The following is a 19,046-nucleotide window of genomic DNA, read 5'->3' as shown; positions in this document are numbered from 1 at the left end:
AGCCGGCCGATCGATCAGGCGACCCGTTTCAGCCAACCCCGGTGGTTTGCTTGCAAACCAGCTAGGGCCGGGCATCTTTCCGCCAGGATCAAAGGCGATCGGCTCGGACGTACCGAGGGGTATGCCCTTCGCCAATCGCCTTTGCCCTGACGAAAACCTGCTCCGGCAGAATGCTGCAATCTGACCAGGAAAGGCTCTAGACTTCCTCCTCCCGACTGGTGTCGTAGCTCAGGCGGTTATCCTCGATATTTTGCCTGTTTTCGGCCGCCCAGTCGGCGAGCTGCCGCACGGTTTCCGACAGGGAGTGCCCGAGCGGCGTCAGCGTGTATTCGACCTGCGGCGGGGTGCTGGGGTGAACGGTTCTTTTGATCATGCCGTCGCGTTCCAGCGTCTTTAGCGTCCGCGTCAGCATCTGCTGCGAAATGCCGCCAACCTCGCGCTTCAGCCCATTGAACCGTCGCGCACCCAGCCGAAGTGCGACGACGACCTGGATCGTCCATTTGTCGCCGACCCGGCTGAGGATCTCGCTGACACCTCTGCAGTCGGCTCCTGCCGGCCTGGCAGTCACATCCATCTGACCAGCTCCCAAAGATATGCTTTTGACGGATAATTTTAGGTCTCATAAATGGCCGTGGTCAACATTGTAGACCTTATCTCCCGGCGGAAAAGCGGAGATGGGTCACCACCAGGAGACCATTATGAACCTCTTCTACTATCCCGGCGCCTGCAGCCTGGCCGATCATATCGCGCTCATCGAGACCGGGCTTTCCTACAGGCTCATCAGCATCAAGCATGACAAGAAGACGGAGGACGGCCGCGATTTCCTTTCGATCAATCCGAAGGGTTATATTCCCACGCTCGAACTCGAGAACGGAACGATCCTGACCGAGAACCAGGTCATCCTGAACTATATCGCCGAGAAGAGCGGCAAGCTCCTGCCGGGAGATCCCATCCTTCGGTGGCGGGCGCTCGAGGCGCTCGCCTTCATGTCCTCCGAGATCCATTCAAGGTACCAGCCCTTCTTCAGGAATTTCCCCGAGCTGGAAAAGGAGCGTGCTCGCGAAAAGCTCGCGCAGGCCTTTGCAATCCTGGCCGAGCAGATGGGCGACAAGACGTTCCTTGTCAGCGACGAGATGACGGTTGCCGATTGCTACCTGTTCTGGGTGCTGATGGTCGCGCCCAGGAGCGGCGTCGAACTGCCGGAGGCGCTCAGCAGGTCCTTCGATCACATGCGGGCGCTGCCTTCGGTGATCCGGGCGTTTGCGGAGGAGGGGCTGGGCTGACGTTCCCCGGCCGCGCGTCGCTCGACAGGCGGTCCGGCTGGCCGGGAAAGGCGCGCAGCCGGCCAGCCATTATTTGCACGGGTGGGCGCTCAATCCAGGAGAACCACAGCCTCAACCTCGAAGAGCATGGGATCGATGGCGAGCTTCGGCACTGGAACCAGCGTCTGTGCCGGAAGCGTATCGCCGAACATCCGCGTTACATTCTCCGTCAGTACGCCCAACTTCGACATATCGTGGTCGACCACGTAAACCGTCAGTTTCACCACCTGGCCCAGGCGGGCGCCAAGCGCGTCGAGCACGGCGGCGAGGTTCGCATAGGCCTGTCCCACCTGTGTGGCGAAGTCCGGCGAGAGAGCGCCGGTCTGGTCCTGACCGCCACGGCGGCCGAGCTCGGCAAGGAAGGGCTTCGCGGTCGGCGGATGGTCCGGGAAGCCGTGCAAGACGATCGTCGGTTGACCATCGGGATCATCACCCTGCAGCGCGTGAAAGGTGCCGTGTGGTAGGTCGAAAGTGACGTGTTCGAACTCCACGTGTGTCTTCTCAAACCAGCATCGACTGCTGGGCGGAGATACCCGCCGTCGCGCCGTACGATGTTGCCGTGGTGACCGAGGCCATGGCTGGGTTGGCGAGGTCGCCGGCGGCGTAGATGCCGGGCGTGCTGGTTTCGCGGCGCTCGTCGACCTTGAGGGCGATGCCGAGGGGCGTATCGACCGTGGCGAGTCCCAGTGATTCATGCAGGCTTGCGGACGGCTTGTTGCGCGGATGCGCGAACAAAATATCGACTGCGACATTGGGGGCGGTATCGAGCTTGACGGTGGCATTATGGCCCCCGTGACGGGCGATTTCGGTGATCCGGCCATCAACGACAGGTATGTTGCGGCGCGCGAGATCGGCCCGGATATCGGGTGCAATGTCGTGACCATCGGCGAAGACGGTCAATGTGTCGGTCCAATCGTGGTACAGCCTGACATAATTGTGCGACGGCGGGCCGGACCAGACGAGGCCCCAATGTTGGCCGGCGACTTCAAAGCCATCGCAATAGGGGCAGGGCACGATGGATGTGCCCCAGCTTTCGGCAAAGCCCGGAACGTCAGGCATCTGGTCGGCAACGCCATAGCTCAGGATCAGGCGGCGCGCCCCAAGGCTTTCGCCATCGCCAGTGAGGACGGAGAAATCGTCGATGGTGCCGGAGATGCTGTCGGCCCGGGCATTGACCAGCTTGACCGTGGGATAACGCGCCAGCTGCTGCCGCGCCTCGGCCAGGATGTCCAGCGGTGGCTTGTGATCGTGGCCGAGCAGGCCATGCGAGTGGCCGGCGAAGCGGTTGCGCGGCAGGCCGGTATCGAGAACGGTGACCTTGCGGCGGGCGCGGCCGAGCTGCAGGGCGGCGGCGAGACCGGCAAAGCTGCCGCCGATGATGATGACGTCATCCATGGTGATGAGCTCCGTGGTGTGGATGGAAGGGGTTGGGCTGGGCCTGGCGCGAAATATCGTCCAGCGATACGCGCTCGAGACGGGCAGCGAGCAGGGCTTCGGCATCGACGAGAAAGTCGCCCATCACTGTGTTGACCGGCCGGACGATGCCGCATTCGATATCGCCGGGCGGCCCAAGGGAAGCTTGATTTGGAGGGCACCTACGCATTGGCTTGCACCTTTTAGATACTATATGGTATCGTAAGTCAAGAATTAGGATACTGTCAAGGACTGGATTTGTCGTGACCGAAAACAGCCAGGGCCGGCGCGGCCGGCCCGCCAACGAGGCGCTTGGCCAAACGATAGTCGACGCCGCGTGCGAACTCTTTGTGGAATTGGGTTTCCAAGCGACGACATTGGACAAGGTCGCCCAGCGAGCGAGGATATCCAAGCTCAGCATCTATCGGCACTTCGAGAACAAGGAGGCGCTGTTCAGTGCGGCCATCGCGGCCCACTGCCATCAGTTTGCACCACAGGCTCTTATTGAAGGCGTCGACGGTTCGGCAGAAGATCAGCTCATGGCGGTGGGAACATCCCTGCTTCGCACGCTGTTGAGCCCGGACGTCCGCAGTGTCGAAGCCATGATCATGGCCGACAAGACGAATCAAAAGTCGTTAAGCAAGCTCCACTACGAAGCCGGCCCCGCCTATGTCATCGCCCAAATCGAGGCCCTGTTGCGTCAGTTGCACGCGAAGGCGGTTCTGAACGTGCCCGATCCTCTCCGGTCCGCCCGCTTGTTTGCCGCGCTTATCAAAGGATCCGATCTCTTGATTATCGCACGCTTCGATCAGGCGAGAGCAGAGGACGACAACGAAATCGAATCCTATTGCCGGTCCGCCGTCGCCATGTTCGTCGCCGCACACGGTGGGAACGACCACGCGGGCGGATAGCCTGGTTAAGAACGGATAAGAACAAAGGATATGGCATGACGGAGAAAAATGTTTATCAGGTGGCCGACTGGAAAGGCCAAAGCGGGGAGCGCTGGGTCACTTACCAGGCCCGGCTCGATGCCATGATGGCGGTGTTCGGCCAGGCCGCGATAGAAGCCGCCGCGCCCGCCATGGGCGAACGCGTGCTGGACGTCGGCTGCGGCGCGGGGGCGTCTAGTCTGGATCTGGCCGCCCGCGTCGGCGCGGGGGGCCATGTGCTGGGCGTGGACATATCCGAACCGCTGATCGGCAGAGCGCGCGCGCGAGCGCCGCAGGATACGCCGGCCGTGTTCCAGGTGGCCGACGCCAGCAGCACCGAATTGCCCCAGGGCGCGTTCGACATCCTGTTCTCGCGCTTCGGAGTGATGTTCTTTGACGATCCTACGGCGGCCTTCACTCATATGCGCCGTGCGCTCAAGCCGGGCGCGCGGGTCGCTTTCGTCTGCTGGCGCGGCATGGCCGAGAACGATTGGGTGCGCTTGCCGATGGGCGCGATGAAGGGCATCCTCCCGCCGATGACGCCGCCCGGTCCCGAAGCCCCCGGCCCGTTCTCGTTTGGCGACCAGGGGCGGGTGGCGCGTATTCTAACGGTGGCTGGCTTCACCGATGTCGCTATCGCGCCATTCGATGCCTCCATCCCGTTCGGCAAGGGGGAGACGCGGGACGCGGCGCTCGACGACGCGGTGAAGATGACACTCGAGGTCGGCCCGCTGGCGCGCTCTCTCGCTGATCAGCCCGACGATATCCGCGCCCGCGCCTCGGCTGCGGTTCGTGCCGTCTTCGCGGGCTGCCCCGGTGAGCGGTCGGTGATGATCGACGGTGCGGCGTGGATCGTCACGGCGCGCAATCCGGCAAGCTGACACGGATTAATACGCCCTCTTGCTGAGTTAGACACTTGAGTTTCCCAAATGACGATGAATCAGAATCTCTGTTGCAAACGGGAGGTTTGCGATGGGAGCAGCGATTTCATTGCGGGCGGATTTTGACGCGGAAGGTCTTCGGCGTCTGGCCCGCAAGAGCAAGCATGCGGCGCAGGCGCGTTGTCTTTTGGCGCTTGCCTTGATCTATGGCGGAGGCTCGCGCTCGGATGCAGCGCGTCTTGGTAATGTCACCCTTCAGATCGTGCGTGACTGGGTCTTGCGGTTCAATGCGAATGCCCCCGACGGGCTGATCGATGGCAAGGTTCCCGGACCCAAGTCACGCTTGAACGATGCGCAGCGGACGGCGCTGGGTGCTGATGGTCGCGCCCAGGAGCGGCGTCGAACTGCCGGAGGCGCTCAGCAGGTCCTTCGATCACATGCGGGCGCTGCCTTCGGTGATCCGGGCGTTTGCGGAGGAGGGGCTCGGCTGACGTTCTCCGGCCGCGCGTCGCTCGACAGGCGGTCCGGCTGGCCGGGAAAGGCGCAGCCGGCCAGCCATTATTTGCACGGGCGGGCGCTCAATCCAGGAGAACCACAGCCTCAACCTCGAAGAGCATGGGATCGATGGCGAGCTTCGGCACCGGAACCAGCGTCTGTGCCGGAAGCGTATCGCGGAACATCCGCGTTACGCTCTCCGTCAGTATGCCCAACTTCGACATATCGTGGTCGACCACGTAAACCGTCAGTTTCACGACCTGGTCCAGGCGTGCGCCAAGCGCTTCGAGCACGGCGGCGAGGTTCGTATAGGCCTGTCCCACCTGTGTGGCGAAGTCTGGCGAGAGAGCGCCGGTCTGGTTCTGCCCGCCTTGCCCCGAGATAAAGGCCAGCCGGCCGGCAGCAGGAGTGATGACCGCTGTGCTGTAGCCATTCGGTGTCGGGTCGTGCAGGTGGGAAGGGTTCACGATGATCGGCTTTGCAGCGGTCGTGCGTGTTTGATCTAGGGAGGTCATGGTCTGTCTCCTTGTGGGGTTGCCATGACCTGCCTAGGGCAAATCGGTGCCAAATTTTGGCACCGAATGTGTTAGGCTACGCAAATGAACATCCGCCTCAGACACGACGCCATCGTGCGTATCCTCCGGCGCAACGGAACCTCGACGGTCAACGATCTGGCGGAGGAAGTTGGTGCTTCCAGGCGAACGGTGCTGCGCGACATCGGAGCGCTGCGTAACCAGGGCTTCCTCATCCATTCCGAATCCGGCCGAGGTGGCGGGCTGCAGCTTGACCCGGAGTCGGTGCAGACCACCACCCGGCTCTCCGTGACCGAGGTATTCGCGCTCCTGATCAGCGTTGCGGCCGTGCGCGCGGGCCGCTCCCTTCCTTTCTCCGATCTCGCCGATGCGGGGCTCGCGAAGATCGAAAGGGCACTTTCGGCAGACAAGGTGCGAGACCTGCGCCGGCTTCTGGACTGCCTGTATGTCGGGCAATTGTCGCCCAAGCAGGACATTTCGGACATAGGTTCGATCGACTCCGGGCTGCTGCCAGCCTTCGAGACGAGTTTTCTCCAGCGGCTGCATCTTCGGTTCCGCTACCGTGATGCCAAGGGGATGGAAACACTGCGCGAGGTTGAACCGCAGGCCATGCTCATCCTGCCGCCACTTTGGTATCTCGTCGCCTGGGATGCCGCCCGCGAGGATTTCCGCCACTTTCGCATGGACCGGATCAGCAAGCCGGAGATTGTGGAGGGCACGCAGTTTCGTCGAAGGCACGTGCCTTTCGAAGATGATGTTTGCCCTTTCAGCGAAATGGCGCGCTGAGTATCAGCGAGGTCGAAACATTTTATACGTAGCGCGCAAAGGGCCTTTTCCGAGGTTCTAAGGGCGCAGAGAAAAACGTAGTCATCCAGCAGGCCGATCCGTGCAGTCTCGGCGGCACGGGCATCATCTCAAGGTCGCCGGCCTGAATGCGCCGGCGCCCTGCACCGTATTGCGGTCAATCCTACCTTGAAGTTGTCCGGCAAACCTTTAGTTTCTACTAAAACAGTCGGGGGAACATGCAGGCAATGACTGGGCAATCCGTTCACTCGGTCGCGATATTCGAGGAAGTAGCCTGCGATGCGGGGATCTATACCTGGGATATCGTCAAGAACCTCGTCTTTGCAGACAGCGCGCTCGCCGAACTTTTCGGCCTCGATGCTGCCGCCACCGTGCGCGGCCTGCCGCTGGAAGACTACCTTGCACGCGTCCATCCCGATGACCGGCCGGAACTGGCAAAGAAGATCTCAGAAGTGCTCGTTGCCGATATCGCACAGCAGAATACCTACCGTGTCTGGGGCAGGGACGGGCGGTACCGGATGGTCGCCGCCTTCGGCCGGGCCTTTCGCGATCAGAGCGGATCACCCATTCTCTATTCCGGCATCGTCGTGCCGGTGGCCGAGCGCGAGCAGGATGGATCGCTGGCGCATTAGCCGCCTTTGCCGTCAATCCACGCTTGACCGATCCCGCGGTTTTGTCACGGGTCGCGGACGAAGCAGATCGTTTCATGCGGCGTGTGCTCGGCCCTTTTTGCGTGTCACCAAAGTCGTTCGCGAGGCGCCAACTTTTGCGATATTTGCGGCAGTTGGAAGTTGGCTGAACCGACAGCCTTGCCGATCGTCGCAATCATCAGGCAGACCGTCCGAAAACCCTAGCGGGGATTCCGAAGGTTAGGCTGCGCCCAGGTTTTAGGACGGTCTGCAGGATTTTTGCGACACATGGAGCGGCCCGAGATCAATATTGGCATCCGCCATGCCGCCTCCCTTCAGCCAGCTGGTCCCGCAAACAATATGAGATTTCCGTCTGGATCTAGGGCAATAAAATTTCGTGCACCCCAAGGCTCTTTCTTGAGCGTCTGATGAAAATGCACTCCAGCGGCCTGGAAATCCAAAAAGAGCTGCTTGATCTCGGCTGCGGTGTCGACGGCGATTGAGGCGGAGAGCAGGTGTTCACGCGTCCGTATATCGCCAACGAACACAGGTTCGCAGATCACCCGCAATGCGAGTCGTGCCTTATCACGAATGACCTGCCCATAGAATGGTGGATCACCATAGACAAAGTCGATGGCAAAGCCGAGTTTGCTGGTGAAGAAATCGCACGACGTTTTGATGTCGGTGACGAACAGTTGTGCAGAGATCGAGCTGAGAACGGGGTGAGGGGTAGGTTTAATTTGAGTGGTCATGGCATCGGCTCCTGATTTGAGCGCCTGCCAGCCTTCGATCCCGTTTTGACGAGCGACCAGTTCTTGCGCGTCACTGAGCTTGAAACTCGCTTCCAGTATCTGATTGTCGTCGAGGTGCTGAAAGCGTGGCAATACAGCCCTGATCTCGGCCGCGACCGGATAATACCGTTCGCGATGCCAACGCAAATACTGCTTGGCCTGCTTCTTGAGGTTTTCGAGGTTCGGCATTGGCGCTACCTATGAAATTCGCAGGCGGGCATTGCCCAGCCGGTCCAATGCCGATGCACCCTGCGTAGCGCGATTTGAGAATAACTAAATTAGGCGGGGATCGTCAAGAACCAGACCGACCGCGCCACAGAACAGGGAGAGTTCTTAAAAACTCGAAATTTCGGCAAATGCGAGCCCGCCTGTCGCGAAACTCAGGCTCGATTAGAGCGACGCCTGTTTTCCTGATTCCTGCGACATCCCTGTTCATGACAACCGCAATGACTGCTTTTGGCGCAAGCGGTCGAGACTTTCGGCCGCCGTGAGCAGCCATCGGGATCCTCGATGCCGGGACTGGATGGCAGTCGCGATTGGTTAGACGAATGTCCGGTTGGCCAAACATGTCTTCGGCGCCGACAAAGGTGACTACTACCACATATCAGACGGCCTGCCTCAAAACGAGCAACGAAATTGGCGTCGAGTTGCCGGAGCGCTGCGCAAGTCTTTCGATCACATGCGGCGCTGCCCTCCTTGATCCGGGCACTTGCCGAGGAAGGACTGGGCTGATCAGGCGGCCACCGTAAATTGACCGCGCATTCGCTGGCCAAGCGTCGCTCGACAGGCGGGTCCGCCTGGCCAGGGAAACGTTACTGATGGGCCGATGCTGAGTTTCTCCTTCCCGGGAAGGAGGTTCTCAGCGTTCGGCCGCTTCCCAACTATTCCTTTGCGCTCCACATATGAAATGTCTCGGGTTCGTCTCCGTCCGCAACCGACTCCAGATAACGCGGCTTCCAGACGTCTCTGATGAACGTTTCCATCTTGGTGGGCAGAGAAGGGCGAACCTCACGCTCACCCTGGAACCGCACCAGGCCATTGTTCAAGGCGTCGGCGGTCAGGGTGTCATCGTGCCATCTCTCCGATGTCCCGAAGCGCTTCAGGAATTCGGCTTCCACATCCTTGCGCGTTCTTTCGATGTACCGGTACTCCACCGGCCGGCCGATCTCCCTGCCGATGATCGCGGCCAATTCATTCATCGAAATATCTTCCGAGCCGACCTCGCGGATCACCCGGTGCTTGCCCGTCGGATTTGTCAGTTCCCTGGCCGCAAGCCATGCGATGTCATCCGTCGCCACCCAGGGCATCTTCAGATCGGGCTTACAGGACCAGGCGATCCGACCATATCTGGCGACTGGCGCCGTCCACGCCAGCACATCCTCCATGAACCAGGCGGCGTGCAGATGGACCAGGTCGATATTGGTAAGTTCGTTCAGCTTCTCATCAAGATGGTAGAAACATTCAAAATGGCCGGTCTCGCCTTTCACGTCCGATCCCATGGCCGACAGGCTCACCGCCAGTTTGACGGAGGAATTGCCAAGCGCATCGACGAAGCGTTGGGCAACCACGGGATAGTGGCCTTGCAGGTTGTTCCAGTCGGTCTTGACCATCAGGAAGGCGGCATCGGCATCCTGAAAGAATTTGTCGAGCTCTCCCGCACCCGTGTCAAAACTTCCGAGGAATGGCTCCGCGCCTATTTCGGCCAGTGCCTCTAGGGCTGGACCGCCCCTCGACAGGGCCTTTACCTGATGTCCTGCGCTCAGCAGCTTTCGGGTGAGTTGGGCGCCGACTCTGCCGGTTGCGCCGACGACAGCAATTCGCATGATAGTCTCCATCGCGTTGTTGATGTCCGCTTGTAGCGAATTGCACTGCACGCGAATTTGGAGATAATGCCATATGATCTCCAAATCAGGCCAATCCGCTAGGACGCTGCGCCCCTGCAGCGTGGACTTCGATCCCGACCCCGACCGGTTGGGTCGCCCGGCGGTCGCCCTGCATGTCGACTTCAGCGACTACCAAGCCGAGGTGCCGCAGCACCAGCACCGGCAGGGGCAGCTCATCCTTGCCTTGCACGGGGCCGTCACCTGCAGGGCCGCAAACGGCCTTTGGATTGTCCCGCCGGACTGCGGGATCTGGATCCCGGGCGGCGTGCCGCACAGCAATCAGGTCACGTCCAACGCTCGCCTGTCCTACCTGTTTGTCGAACCGGATGCTGCGGCCCTGCCGCAGGAGTGCTGCACGCTGTCCGTTTCGCCGATGCTGCGCGAGATGATCCTGCGCCTGGCGGATGTACAGGGCAGCTATGCTCCTGATGACCATGTCGGCCGTCTCGTGCGGGTCTTGCTGGAGGAACTGGCGCTGATGCCGAAAGAGGGGCTGGAGCTGCCCGTGTCCAGCCACCCGAAGATCGCCGTGATCGCCGCTGCCCTGACGGCGGAGCCAAGCGACCGCCGCACCCTCGGGGAATGGGCCGCCCATGTCGCCATGAGCGAGCGATCCCTGAAGCGGCTGATGGTTCAGGAAACGGGGCTGACCTTCGGCCGGTGGCGGCGGCAGCTGCACCTGGTCATCGCGCTGCGCGAACTCGCCAGCGGCGCGACGGTCCAGAGGGTGTCGAGCGACCTCGGCTACGAGTCCGTCACCGCCTTCATCGTGATGTTCAAGAAGGCACTCGGGACAACACCAACGCGCTATTTCTCGACGTGACCGACGGGCCTAGCTCGGCAGGCGGTCAGTCTGGCTGAGGAGCGGCTCGCGAGCCTGCTCGTGAAGCCAGGCGCAGAGCTGGCGAGGCGCGAGACGGGGGTCGTCGACACGCATCAACGCAAAATGCCAGGCCGGCCCGCTTAGTACATAGGGGAAAGGGGCGATGAGGAGGCCCTTTTCCAGGAGCGGGCGAAACAACAAGGGCGACAGAAGCGCGACACCTGCGCCTGCCACCGCTGCATTGGCGTCCAACTCATGCGTGGGGTAATCGACTGCCACAAACCGCAGAGCCTGCGGCATCTCGCATTGAGCGGCCCTGAACCATGCCTGCCAATCCGGATGCGGCAACAGCTCGAAATCGGCGAGCGCCTCCGGCCTGTCCAGGGTCCGCGTTCCGAGCAGAGAGGGCGCCAGCATGGGCGTGACTTCGACCGGCACCAGCCGGTATTCGTCAAGTCCTTCCCAACCGCCACGACCCGTCCTGATGGCGACGTCAAACGCGCTGGGGTCGCGAATATCGGCGGAAACGTCGACCTCGATCGGCGATCCGCCTGCCGAGGGATAACGCGCCAGCCGGGGTGCCAGCCAGCGTGACGCGAATGTCGGAGGCGCCGTCAATCGGAGTGGGCGCGTCACAGCCTGAAATTCATCGAGAGCGCCTGCGATGCCATCTAGTGCGTGGCGAATTCGGCCAGCCAGTTGAGCGGCCGCAGTTGTCGGCACGACGCGTCGCCCCGCCCGCACGAACAATGGCTGGCCAAGCTCGGCCTCCAGTGTGCGGATACGGAGACTGACGGCCGCAGGCGTCAGACACAGCCGTTCGGCGGCCCAGGCAAAGCTGGAGGCGGAAACGCACGCTTCCAGAATTCGCAGAGACTCCAACGGCGGCCGCATGATCTCTTCTCTCTTGATGAGTTTTGCTTGTGAGTGTCCCAAGCAAAGCGCGTTTTGGGGGCAGGGCGCCTTCAGCTAGAGCTTGTCGCGCAAACCCGAAGACCTGAAGCGCGGCGAGCGGATCTGAAGGATCGCGACACGCTCCAGGGCTCAAACAAACAATAGGCGATCCGACATGGCCCTGCAATCTCGGCACTTAATGACACTCTTCATGACACTTCACCCGGCGCTTGAGCTCGGCCAGACGCCGGCTGGTAGCCGGCGCATATTTCCCGTTTCCGGCGGACATTTCCGGGGCGAGCGGCTGAAAGGAGAGGTGTCGCCGCTGATCGGCTCTGACCTCCTGCTCGGACGCGCGGACGGCACGTTTCAGCAGGATGTCAGGCTCCTGCTCGCCGCTGACGACGGCGGTCTGATCCTTATGACCTATCGCGGCGTCAGGCGCTCCTCCCAGAGCGTCGACGAGCGTCTTGCGAATGGCGAGGCGGTCGACCCCTCGGAATATTATTTGCGAACAACACCCTATTTCGAAACGGCCGCACCACAGCACGCGTGGCTCAACCAAATTGTCGCGGTTGCGCAAGGCGGCCGGCGTGCTGATGGTGTCGAGTACGATGTATTCGAGATTCTATGAATTCAGCCGTCCGCATCCGGCGCATTTCCCGTGCATTCCGGAATGGGAAATGACTGCTCTCGGCCTATCGCGGTCATTGCGTTATCGAGCGATAGGTCTGCCCGAGAGTTGAAGGAGCCGGTCCATCTCGCGATGAGAGTTGAGCACGGCTACCGGAACGTCCGGCCCGTAACGCTCGATTTGCATCACAAAAAGCGGGGCGTATTTTTTCTCGAAGTTCCAGATGTATGACAGGAAGTCTCGATCCGGCAGTGGCTCGGGGCACCCTTCAGCCATCGCTGGGCGAACTGAACCATAGAAACGAGATACGCGCTTCAACAGACCAATCAGTGCAACCCATCTCGGCACTCGAACCCACAGAACCAGATCAGTTCGCGGCAATCTCAGGTCAAAGGAAGACGCTCCACTGCCGTCCATGACCCATCGGTCACGTTGGACCATATCCGATATGATTGCTCTTTGCTCGGTACGATCACGCTCCACCCAGCCTGGAAGCCAGCGCACATCCCGGTCGAGTGACTGGAATTCCAGGCGGTGCAAATCCGCGATCTTTGCAGAGAAGGTTGTCTTGCCGCCTCCCGAACATCCAATAACGAGAACACGCTCGACTGTCGCCAAAAGGCTGGCCGCATCCATCAGAGAAACATATCGAGGCATCGAAGCGTCATCTTGCCGAACTTGGACCAATATGTTGGGGATGCCAGCATCCCAGCGACGTAAACCCACAGAATCGCAGTGGTGCAAGCGCGAAGGCTGCACTCCGCTGAGGCCGGCGTAAAGGCTGCTTGTGGTGCAATGCCGTAGCTCGCGAGGTTCCGGTATGGATACGACCCGTCAATCCGCCGAAATTGCTCAGACCGCTCGAACTTCGGCAAGCCGCTTGACTGCGTACTCGTCCTGCCAGCAGACGGCGGCTTCCCATGCGGCTGACGCTTGCGCGGCGATGTCATGCGCGCCGTCGTCGAGATCGGCAGCGTTGCCGGGCAGTACCAGGTCAAGGTAAGGGACGTCGACATGTGACTCATCCCAGTCGATCAACGCGACCCGATCTGCGGTCATGCGGACGTTGCCAGGGTTGTTCGGGTTGCCGTGGACAACGCATGTCTGACGCCCGATTAGCCGCGCCCACGCTGCTCGGCATCTGACAACACCCTCAGGCGGCATTGCGGAAAGGTTGATCCTCGTTCCGGTTTCGGCATGCAGGAGGTCGGTCGACGATCGCCAGCCCGGGCGCTGCGGCCAGCCCCGCGTCAAGCGATGCAGCTCGCGGAGCGTGTCGGCCACGCGACGCCAGTCGGACTCCGTCTCGGGCGGTCCGCCCTCCATGTATTTCATCACCACCAGACCGTCCACGAACAGCCGGCCGTCAGCCGTCGGGATCGGCACCGGAACAGTCATGCCTTCACGGTCGAGGTGTTGGAGTAGCTCGGTTTCCCATGCGAGATCAGCGTCGGTCCTGGAGCCGAGACGACCGACTGCGATCTGCCCGTGGACGCGAACGCTCCACACGTCGTTGGCAACTCCACCCGTAAGCGGTTCGATGCGAACCGCATCTTCACCCCATTGGCCGAGCGCTTCCCATCCCATTGGCAGTATCCTTGGCGGCCACAATGAAATTGACGGAAGAAATAGGGAAGGTTTGCGACGCCACGATGTCCTCTGGTGGCGCAAAGCGGTCGAAGCTTGAGGGACCACGATGCCCCACGTCACGAAGTGGGTTCAGAGTCGCAGTGCCAACTTGCCGACGCTGGAGCGGCCCTCCAATGCCGCGAGCGCCTTTGGCCCGTCGGCAAGTTCGTAGACGGTTGGCTGGACGGGGGACAATATGCCTGCACCGATAAGCGCGAAGAGTTCGCCCATGACGGCACCGAACATCTGCGGCGCGGCGCCGATCAGCACCCCCATGTTAAAGCCGATAATGTGGACCTGATGTTTATAGACGAGGTCCCAATTGGTGAGCGGTGCTTCGCCGGCGGGCAACCCTGTGACGACGACACGGCCGGTGACGCGTCGCGCTGATGCCAGGCTGGCCTCGAAGGTCTCACCGCCGACCGACTCGATGACCAGATCGGCGCCGGCGTTGCCGGTCAGACGAAGCACTTCGGCGGCGATATCGGCGGTGCGGGAGTCGAGGATGTGATCGGCACCCAGGGATTGCACGATCTCGTGCTTCTCCGATGAGGCCGTCGCAATCACCGTTGCGCCGTAGTGCTTGGCGATCTTGACTGCGGCTTGGCCGGTAGCGCCTGCCGCTGCATGGATCAGCACGGTCTCACCCTTCTCGATCTGCCCGAGCAGCTTTAGCGCTGCCGCTGCCGTTGGCAAGTTCACAACCAGGCCAAGCGCCTGCTCGTCCGACCATCCCTTGGGTACTGGTACTGCGGCAATCGCCGGAAGCACCATGTATTCGGCAAAGGCACCATATCCGACCCCGATGACATGAGCGCCAGTCGCCACAGTCGTTACTCCTTCGCCCAGAGCCACGACTTCACCTACGCCCTCGAAACCCGCGATATATGGAGGCTGCGGGCCAGCGCGAAACTTGCCGTAGGCCTGGGAGATGTCGGCCATGTTGATACCACCGGCGGCGACGCGGATGAGGATTTCGCCGCGACCGGGAACCGGCACCGGCGCGTCGGTGATCATCCGCAGATCCCGCGGGCCATTAAGGGACGTCTGCTGTAACGCACGCATGAAGGCGGGGACGCTCATGGGACTGGTCCTTGTTCAAGGTGGTTGCGAGAATTGTTTGTCGATCGACAAATAAATAAAATGCATGGCGGTTCGACATCCGTCAAGTTATAGTTTGTCGATCGACAAACAAATCGGAGATGAGATGGCGACGCGTGGCAGGCCACTGACATTTGACCGGGATGTCGCTTTGCGCAGCGCCATGGATCTGTTTTGGGAGCGCGGCTACGAAGGAACCTCCATGAAGGACCTGAGCGAGGCCATGGGAATTGCTTCGGCCAGCATCTATGCGTCCTTCGGAAGCAAGGAAGCCTTGTTCCGCGAAGCCGTGGCCCTCAATGCCGCGACCCAGGGGCAGCCCCCGAGGGTAGCGCTTCGCGAACAGCCCACGGCCTATGAGGCGATACACGCCATGCTGCGCGCCGTGGCCGATACAATCACCATTCCCGGCTCGCCGCGTGGATGCATGCTGGTCCTTGCAGCGCCGACCGGCACGATAGAAAACCACCCGGTACGCGAATTCCTCGCCGACATTCGCAGGGCGCAATTCGAGGAGATCAGGGAGCGGCTGGTCAGAGGGGTCCATGATGGCGACCTCGCTGCCTCGACCGGGAGCCTGACGGCCATCGCTCGCTACTATACCACCGTGATGCACGGTCTCTCGGTGCAGGCGCGCGACGGCGCAAGCCGTGCCGAACTTGAGACAGTCATCACCATGGCCATGGCCGCCTGGAAGACGCTGGCACCGGATGCTCTAGAACGTCAACAACCGAATTAGGCCGCGAGCACAGCAAGGGCACCGGGGAGGGTAGGCACGCCCGCTTTTGGCGCGTTCCGGCCGATATACTCGTCTGGTGTCGACCCGAAGCAGACATCTCCATCAGCGTACACGGCCAGTGAGAGTAACCGGTGAAAAAGACCATCTTGACTCTGTTATACACATCTTGTATACAACATGTCTATGTCACCCAAACCAGCCAGCGGCTTTGCCGCACTCCAGCGAGGTGATGCAGCGCAGGATGTCGTTTATGCCTGGCTGAAGCAGCACGTGCTGACACTGCCCCGCAATGAGGCGACTTTCTTGACGGAAGCGCAGGTCTGTCGAGAAACAGGCGTTTCACGTACCCCGGTAAGGGAGGCGTTCCTGCGACTGGAAGCCGACGGGTTGTTGACGATTTTGCCCAAGAAGGGCGCGTATATCGCTCCGATCACGGAATCCGAGGTCGACGCGATCATGCAGGCGCGCGGTTTGGTCGAGGAATGGTGCTCCCGGGAGGCAAGCCGGTTTGGAAGTTCGCTGGCCGATGAACTGGATCGGCTGATCGTCCAGCAGGAGCAGGTTCGAAGCGATCGCGTGGCGTTTATTGAAAGTGACCGGGAATTCCACCGGACAATCGTGAGAGCCGCCGGCAATCCGGTTCTCGCGACGTTTTACGAAAGCCTTCGCGATCGGCAAGTCAGAATGGGCGTGCATGCAATCTCCGTCGGCAGTCGGATCGACGACGTGTTGGCCGAGCATCGGGCGATAGCGGATGCGATCCGCGCCTCGCAGGCGGAGCAGGTCGTTGCGGCGGTTGGCGAGCATCTGGCTCGGACCTTGGCCGCGTTACGGGCACCCATGACCCGTCATTGGTCGCAAGACACGCGGACGGTCATCTAGGCTCGCAACATCCTGGAGAGCGAATATGATCACTGAGATCACGCGATCGGCTATCGAATAGACCGGTCGACATCGGGGGGCGGGCATGGAACCAGACTTTGATGTGAGTGCATTCAAGCTGGCCTTGGGACAGTTCCCGACCGGGGTTTGCGTGGTCACCAGCGTGAACGGCCCGGAAAGGCTGGGTGTCACGATCAGCTCTTTCAACTCGCTTTCCTTCAATCCGCCGCTGATCCTTTTCTCCATGGATCGCCGCGCCGCGAGCATCTCCCAATGGATGAAGGTGAGCGGTTACACGATCAATGTGCTGTCCGAGAACCAGGCGAATTTGTCGAAGCGGTTTTCCAAACCGTTGACCAACAAGTGGGAAGGCATCGCCTGCGAGACTGAAGCGGGGCACGGCATCATCCTTGCTGGAATCGCTGCCGTTTTCCATTGCGCGCCTTGGGCTGCCAATGACGGCGGCGACCATCTGCTGTTCATCGGCAAAGTGACAGCATTCCAATCGTTTCGCGACCGTCGGCCGCTTGTCTACAGCAAGGGTCGATATGCCGCGCTGGAACGTGAAGTACGCATGGAAGCGTCCTGGCCTTTGCCAATGCACTATTGAGGGTGATGACATGTTGAAAACAGGCTCACAGCATATCGAAACCCTGCGCGACGGCCGACAGGTGTTCCTCGAAGGAAAGCTTGCAGATGACGTTACCGTCCACCCGGCCTTCAGCCGGACTATTGGTTCGATTGCGCGGCTCTATGATTTTCAATGCGCGGAACAGAACCGGTCCCTCATGACCTATCAGACGGACAGCAACACTCCTGCAAGCCGAATCTGGCAGATGCCGGGTAACTACACCGAATTGGTGGAGCGGCGCCGGGCGATTGAGACCTGGGCATCGTTGCATTGCGGTTTCCTCGGCCGCGCGCCGGACCACGTGGCCTCCTGTCTGGCGGGTATGATGATGGGGATCGAGGTCTTTCAGGCCTACAATCCCAAGCGCGCCGCTGCTCTGGCGGAGTATTACCGCTATGCCTGCAAAAGCGATCTCTATCTGACATATGTAATCATCAATCCGCAGGCGGACCGGTCAAAGAGCGCGGGTCAGCAACAGGACCGCACCTTGACGGCGGGTGTCGTCGACCAGGACGGAGAAGGTCTGACGATCCGTGGCGCAAAGATGCTGGCCACGGGTGGCATCATGGCCAACGAGGTCTTCGTCACTTGCATTCAGCCGCTTTCGGAAGGCGACGAATCCTATGCTGTTTCCTTCGTGGTCCCCATGAACGCGCGTGGGCTTACGATAATGTCCCGCAAGTCCTACGAAGGGCACGCAACCAGCGTTTTCGACAGCCCGCTTGCCAGCCGCTTTGACGAGAATGATGCAATCCTCTACTTCGATGATGTCAAGGTGCCGTGGGATCGGGTTTTCATCAATCAGGACATCCGCATGTGTCAGGAGCAATTTCATGCCACACCTGCCCATGTCCTGCAGAACTATCAGGCACAAGTTCGCCTGATGGTAAAATTGCGCTTTCTGGTCGGGCTGGCGCATCGGATGGCCGAGGCTAACGGCATTGTCGGCTTTCCCCAGGTGCGCGAGACGCTCGGCACACTGGCGGCGCAGTGCGCGATGGTCGACGCCCTGGTGCATGCCATGGAGGTCAAGGGCCAAAACCGCGGCGACTATTTCGTTCCAGACCGGCACACGCTCTATTCGGCACAGGTGCTCACCCAGAAGCTCTATCCGGAAGTGATTTCGGCGCTGCGCGAGCTCGCCGGTGGCGGACTGATCATGCTGCCGTCGAGCATCGCGGACTTCGCCGATCCCCAGCTCAAAACCTTGATCGAAAAGACCCAGCAATCGCCTGTTACAAGTGCCGAGGGGCGGGTGAAACTCTTCAAGCTGGCCTGGGACGCAATAGGCTCCGAGTTCGGCTCCAGGCATACCCAATACGAGATGTTTTACGCGGGGGCGAATTTCGTTACCAGGAATCACAGCTACCGCACGTTCGACTGGCATTCGGGCACCCGATTGGTCGACGAGATGCTCGATTCCTACTCACTCGAAAGCGAACTTCGCGCACACACGGCGGTGGAAGTATGACATCGCCCTTGGCTCCATTGAAGGAACATAAGGAATTCCACCAGGTGAACATGGGGGAGGGCTGGCACAGCCCACCCGGATATCCAGCCGGAATCGAGCAAAAGATATTGGCCGGATGGCTCGATGAAGAGAACGGCAGGGGTAATCGCACGCGATTGCTCCGCTTCCTGCCGAAGGCGCGGACCGAGAAACCCTTCGTGCACACCTATTGGGAAGAGGTCTATCTTCTCGAAGGCGACCTCATCGTCGGCGATCCGTCGTCTGGAACCGTGTCTTACCCTGCACACACTTACGCATGCCGTCCTCCAGGGGTCTTTCATGGGCCCTTCAAATCAGAGATGGGCTGCCTGCTACTTGAGATTCACTATTACGAGACAGCATCTGACGGGAAGCCGCGAGTGTGAAGCACCGTGGATGGCGACGGGCGCAATGACCGCTCTCGGCCCTAAGCGGACGTCGCGGTTAACCACCACAAGCCTTCTCGGAAAGGCGCTCCAACCGTCAGCGGCATGACACCCCCCGGCGGTCACGCTACCGGGAAAAGCCATTCGTCCCGGCGCGG

At 60.8% G+C, this 19,046-nt stretch carries 24 protein-coding genes and 1 pseudogene; 14 read left to right on the top strand and 11 right to left on the bottom strand.

The features are described 5' to 3' along the window. Positions 1-184 (top strand): hypothetical protein (locus AC1DTN_RS28095; protein ID WP_477923551.1); only part of this gene is annotated, 184 nt, incomplete at its 5' end. 12 nt (positions 185-196) lie between these two features. Here the strand turns inward: AC1DTN_RS28095 and AC1DTN_RS28090 are convergent. After that, entirely contained in the window at positions 197-574 is a 378-nt protein-coding gene (locus AC1DTN_RS28090; protein WP_439015468.1) for a winged helix-turn-helix transcriptional regulator, read from the bottom strand. 124 nt (positions 575-698) lie between these two features. Between AC1DTN_RS28090 and AC1DTN_RS28085 the strand changes: the two genes are divergently transcribed. Continuing rightward, a complete protein-coding gene (locus AC1DTN_RS28085; RefSeq protein ID WP_439015467.1) occupies positions 699-1,283 on the top strand; it encodes a glutathione binding-like protein in 585 nt (194 codons plus the stop codon). 89 nt (positions 1,284-1,372) lie between these two features. On the opposite strand, the gene AC1DTN_RS28080 is transcribed toward AC1DTN_RS28085, so the two are convergent. The 3 genes from AC1DTN_RS28080 to AC1DTN_RS28070 are packed head-to-tail and all read right to left on the bottom strand — an operon-like array spanning position 1,373 to position 2,925. Further along, positions 1,373-1,813, bottom strand: coding sequence for a RidA family protein (locus AC1DTN_RS28080; protein WP_439015466.1), 441 nt, complete (start codon positions 1,811-1,813; stop codon positions 1,373-1,375). A 10-nt stretch (positions 1,814-1,823) separates the two neighbouring features. Beyond that, the gene (locus tag AC1DTN_RS28075; RefSeq protein ID WP_477923549.1) at positions 1,824-2,717 is read right to left on the bottom strand and encodes an NAD(P)/FAD-dependent oxidoreductase; all 894 of its coding nucleotides are present in this window, start codon (positions 2,715-2,717) and stop codon (positions 1,824-1,826) included. Beyond that, complete coding sequence (locus AC1DTN_RS28070; RefSeq protein ID WP_162748203.1) at positions 2,710-2,925, bottom strand: hypothetical protein; 216 nt, start codon at positions 2,923-2,925, stop codon at positions 2,710-2,712. The genes AC1DTN_RS28075 and AC1DTN_RS28070 overlap by 8 nt, the downstream gene beginning before the upstream one ends. Positions 2,926-2,998: 73 nt before the next feature. Here AC1DTN_RS28070 and AC1DTN_RS28065 point away from each other — a divergent pair, with 73 nt between their 5' ends. The 3 genes and pseudogenes from AC1DTN_RS28065 to AC1DTN_RS28055 all read left to right on the top strand — a co-directional run. Then, entirely contained in the window at positions 2,999-3,646 is a 648-nt protein-coding gene (locus tag AC1DTN_RS28065; protein ID WP_113325720.1) for a TetR/AcrR family transcriptional regulator, read from the top strand. A gap of 35 nt (positions 3,647-3,681) precedes the next feature. Further along, complete coding sequence (locus tag AC1DTN_RS28060; RefSeq protein WP_439015464.1) at positions 3,682-4,545, top strand: class I SAM-dependent methyltransferase; 864 nt, start codon at positions 3,682-3,684, stop codon at positions 4,543-4,545. Positions 4,546-4,636: 91 nt separating this feature from the next. Continuing rightward, positions 4,637-4,921 (top strand): annotated as a pseudogene (locus tag AC1DTN_RS28055) (helix-turn-helix domain-containing protein); the annotation flags it as partial. Positions 4,922-5,123: 202 nt separating this feature from the next. Here AC1DTN_RS28055 and AC1DTN_RS28050 read toward each other — a convergent pair. Beyond that, positions 5,124-5,555: a RidA family protein gene (locus AC1DTN_RS28050; protein ID WP_477923547.1), complete on the bottom strand. Its 432-nt coding sequence runs from the start codon at positions 5,553-5,555 to the stop codon at positions 5,124-5,126. Between the two features lie 84 nt (positions 5,556-5,639). On the opposite strand from AC1DTN_RS28050, the gene AC1DTN_RS28045 reads away from it, so the two are divergent. Both AC1DTN_RS28045 and AC1DTN_RS28040 read left to right on the top strand, forming a co-directional pair. After that, on the top strand, positions 5,640-6,359 hold the full coding sequence (locus AC1DTN_RS28045) for a helix-turn-helix transcriptional regulator (protein WP_439015462.1): 720 nt from the start codon (positions 5,640-5,642) through the stop codon (positions 6,357-6,359). 245 nt (positions 6,360-6,604) lie between these two features. Beyond that, positions 6,605-7,009: a PAS domain-containing protein gene (locus AC1DTN_RS28040; RefSeq protein WP_477923543.1), complete on the top strand. Its 405-nt coding sequence runs from the start codon at positions 6,605-6,607 to the stop codon at positions 7,007-7,009. Between the two features lie 332 nt (positions 7,010-7,341). Here the strand turns inward: AC1DTN_RS28040 and AC1DTN_RS28035 are convergent, their stop codons facing one another. Then, positions 7,342-7,986, bottom strand: coding sequence for a VOC family protein (locus tag AC1DTN_RS28035; protein ID WP_477923541.1), 645 nt, complete (start codon positions 7,984-7,986; stop codon positions 7,342-7,344). A 692-nt stretch (positions 7,987-8,678) separates the two neighbouring features. Continuing rightward, positions 8,679-9,620: an NmrA family NAD(P)-binding protein gene (locus AC1DTN_RS28030; RefSeq protein ID WP_477923540.1), complete on the bottom strand. Its 942-nt coding sequence runs from the start codon at positions 9,618-9,620 to the stop codon at positions 8,679-8,681. Between the two features lie 73 nt (positions 9,621-9,693). Here AC1DTN_RS28030 and AC1DTN_RS28025 point away from each other — a divergent pair, with 73 nt between their 5' ends. Further along, positions 9,694-10,503 carry an AraC family transcriptional regulator gene (locus AC1DTN_RS28025; protein ID WP_442205534.1) on the top strand — a complete coding sequence of 270 codons (810 nt, stop codon included), beginning with the start codon at positions 9,694-9,696 and terminating at the stop codon, positions 10,501-10,503. Between the two features lie 9 nt (positions 10,504-10,512). Here AC1DTN_RS28025 and AC1DTN_RS28020 read toward each other — a convergent pair whose 3' ends face one another. Continuing rightward, the gene (locus tag AC1DTN_RS28020) at positions 10,513-11,397 is read right to left on the bottom strand and encodes a LysR family transcriptional regulator (protein WP_477923539.1); all 885 of its coding nucleotides are present in this window, start codon (positions 11,395-11,397) and stop codon (positions 10,513-10,515) included. 175 nt (positions 11,398-11,572) lie between these two features. Here AC1DTN_RS28020 and AC1DTN_RS28015 point away from each other — a divergent pair, with 175 nt between their 5' ends. Beyond that, positions 11,573-12,031 (top strand): DUF3237 domain-containing protein, encoded by a 459-nt coding sequence (locus tag AC1DTN_RS28015; RefSeq protein ID WP_477923538.1) that lies wholly within the window; start codon positions 11,573-11,575, stop codon positions 12,029-12,031. 81 nt (positions 12,032-12,112) lie between these two features. On the opposite strand, the gene AC1DTN_RS28010 is transcribed toward AC1DTN_RS28015, so the two are convergent. The 3 genes from AC1DTN_RS28010 to AC1DTN_RS28000 all read right to left on the bottom strand — a co-directional run bounded on the left by AC1DTN_RS28010 (position 12,113) and on the right by AC1DTN_RS28000 (position 14,743). Then, positions 12,113-12,688: a GTPase domain-containing protein gene (locus tag AC1DTN_RS28010; protein ID WP_113325092.1), complete on the bottom strand. Its 576-nt coding sequence runs from the start codon at positions 12,686-12,688 to the stop codon at positions 12,113-12,115. Between the two features lie 195 nt (positions 12,689-12,883). Beyond that, positions 12,884-13,618 carry a phosphotransferase enzyme family protein gene (locus tag AC1DTN_RS28005; RefSeq protein WP_477923537.1) on the bottom strand — a complete coding sequence of 245 codons (735 nt, stop codon included), beginning with the start codon at positions 13,616-13,618 and terminating at the stop codon, positions 12,884-12,886. 132 nt (positions 13,619-13,750) lie between these two features. Further along, complete coding sequence (locus AC1DTN_RS28000; RefSeq protein WP_477923535.1) at positions 13,751-14,743, bottom strand: NADPH:quinone oxidoreductase family protein; 993 nt, start codon at positions 14,741-14,743, stop codon at positions 13,751-13,753. Positions 14,744-14,867: 124 nt separating this feature from the next. Between AC1DTN_RS28000 and AC1DTN_RS27995 the strand changes: the two genes are divergently transcribed. From AC1DTN_RS27995 to AC1DTN_RS27975, 5 genes are all read left to right on the top strand, one after another. Further along, positions 14,868-15,500, top strand: coding sequence for a TetR/AcrR family transcriptional regulator (locus AC1DTN_RS27995; RefSeq protein WP_477923533.1), 633 nt, complete (start codon positions 14,868-14,870; stop codon positions 15,498-15,500). A gap of 177 nt (positions 15,501-15,677) precedes the next feature. Beyond that, positions 15,678-16,382, top strand: a complete 705-nt coding sequence (locus AC1DTN_RS27990; protein WP_439015457.1) for a GntR family transcriptional regulator — start codon at positions 15,678-15,680, stop codon at positions 16,380-16,382. Between the two features lie 85 nt (positions 16,383-16,467). Further along, positions 16,468-16,992, top strand: a complete 525-nt coding sequence (locus tag AC1DTN_RS27985) for a flavin reductase family protein (protein WP_477923531.1) — start codon at positions 16,468-16,470, stop codon at positions 16,990-16,992. Between the two features lie 10 nt (positions 16,993-17,002). Further along, a complete protein-coding gene (locus tag AC1DTN_RS27980; protein ID WP_477923530.1) occupies positions 17,003-18,484 on the top strand; it encodes a 4-hydroxyphenylacetate 3-hydroxylase family protein in 1,482 nt (493 codons plus the stop codon). Beyond that, positions 18,481-18,888 carry a cupin domain-containing protein gene (locus tag AC1DTN_RS27975; RefSeq protein WP_477923529.1) on the top strand — a complete coding sequence of 136 codons (408 nt, stop codon included), beginning with the start codon at positions 18,481-18,483 and terminating at the stop codon, positions 18,886-18,888. Before AC1DTN_RS27980 ends, AC1DTN_RS27975 begins: the two co-directional genes overlap by 4 nt. The last annotated feature ends 158 nt before the right edge of the window (positions 18,889-19,046 follow it).

It is taken from the genome of Rhizobium sp. 01T444 (genome assembly GCF_056398305.1).
Note: the sequence above shows the minus strand (reverse complement) of the source record. Positions and strands in the feature narration are given on the sequence as shown.

Excerpts from the sequence above, each read along its gene's own strand:
- AC1DTN_RS28040 (WP_477923543.1), top strand. The coding sequence starts at position 6,605 with ATGACTGGGCAATCCGTTCACTCGGTCGCGATATTCGAGGAAGTAGCC.
- AC1DTN_RS28030 (WP_477923540.1), bottom strand. The coding sequence starts at position 9,620 with ATGCGAATTGCTGTCGTCGGCGCAACCGGCAGAGTCGGCGCCCAACTC.
- AC1DTN_RS27975 (WP_477923529.1), top strand. The coding sequence starts at position 18,481 with ATGACATCGCCCTTGGCTCCATTGAAGGAACATAAGGAATTCCACCAG.
- AC1DTN_RS28050 (WP_477923547.1), bottom strand. The coding sequence starts at position 5,555 with ATGACCTCCCTAGATCAAACACGCACGACCGCTGCAAAGCCGATCATC.
- AC1DTN_RS28060 (WP_439015464.1), top strand. The coding sequence starts at position 3,682 with ATGACGGAGAAAAATGTTTATCAGGTGGCCGACTGGAAAGGCCAAAGC.
- AC1DTN_RS28035 (WP_477923541.1), bottom strand. The coding sequence starts at position 7,986 with ATGCCGAACCTCGAAAACCTCAAGAAGCAGGCCAAGCAGTATTTGCGT.
- AC1DTN_RS28075 (WP_477923549.1), bottom strand. The coding sequence starts at position 2,717 with ATGGATGACGTCATCATCATCGGCGGCAGCTTTGCCGGTCTCGCCGCC.
- AC1DTN_RS27980 (WP_477923530.1), top strand. The coding sequence starts at position 17,003 with ATGTTGAAAACAGGCTCACAGCATATCGAAACCCTGCGCGACGGCCGA.
- AC1DTN_RS28025 (WP_442205534.1), top strand. The coding sequence starts at position 9,694 with ATGATCTCCAAATCAGGCCAATCCGCTAGGACGCTGCGCCCCTGCAGC.
- AC1DTN_RS27990 (WP_439015457.1), top strand. The coding sequence starts at position 15,678 with ATGTCTATGTCACCCAAACCAGCCAGCGGCTTTGCCGCACTCCAGCGA.
- AC1DTN_RS28045 (WP_439015462.1), top strand. The coding sequence starts at position 5,640 with ATGAACATCCGCCTCAGACACGACGCCATCGTGCGTATCCTCCGGCGC.
- AC1DTN_RS28010 (WP_113325092.1), bottom strand. The coding sequence starts at position 12,688 with ATGCCTCGATATGTTTCTCTGATGGATGCGGCCAGCCTTTTGGCGACA.
- AC1DTN_RS28000 (WP_477923535.1), bottom strand. The coding sequence starts at position 14,743 with ATGAGCGTCCCCGCCTTCATGCGTGCGTTACAGCAGACGTCCCTTAAT.
- AC1DTN_RS28085 (WP_439015467.1), top strand. The coding sequence starts at position 699 with ATGAACCTCTTCTACTATCCCGGCGCCTGCAGCCTGGCCGATCATATC.
- AC1DTN_RS28020 (WP_477923539.1), bottom strand. The coding sequence starts at position 11,397 with ATGCGGCCGCCGTTGGAGTCTCTGCGAATTCTGGAAGCGTGCGTTTCC.
- AC1DTN_RS27985 (WP_477923531.1), top strand. The coding sequence starts at position 16,468 with ATGGAACCAGACTTTGATGTGAGTGCATTCAAGCTGGCCTTGGGACAG.
- AC1DTN_RS28005 (WP_477923537.1), bottom strand. The coding sequence starts at position 13,618 with ATGGGATGGGAAGCGCTCGGCCAATGGGGTGAAGATGCGGTTCGCATC.
- AC1DTN_RS27995 (WP_477923533.1), top strand. The coding sequence starts at position 14,868 with ATGGCGACGCGTGGCAGGCCACTGACATTTGACCGGGATGTCGCTTTG.
- AC1DTN_RS28015 (WP_477923538.1), top strand. The coding sequence starts at position 11,573 with ATGGCCCTGCAATCTCGGCACTTAATGACACTCTTCATGACACTTCAC.
- AC1DTN_RS28090 (WP_439015468.1), bottom strand. The coding sequence starts at position 574 with ATGGATGTGACTGCCAGGCCGGCAGGAGCCGACTGCAGAGGTGTCAGC.
- AC1DTN_RS28070 (WP_162748203.1), bottom strand. The coding sequence starts at position 2,925 with ATGCGTAGGTGCCCTCCAAATCAAGCTTCCCTTGGGCCGCCCGGCGAT.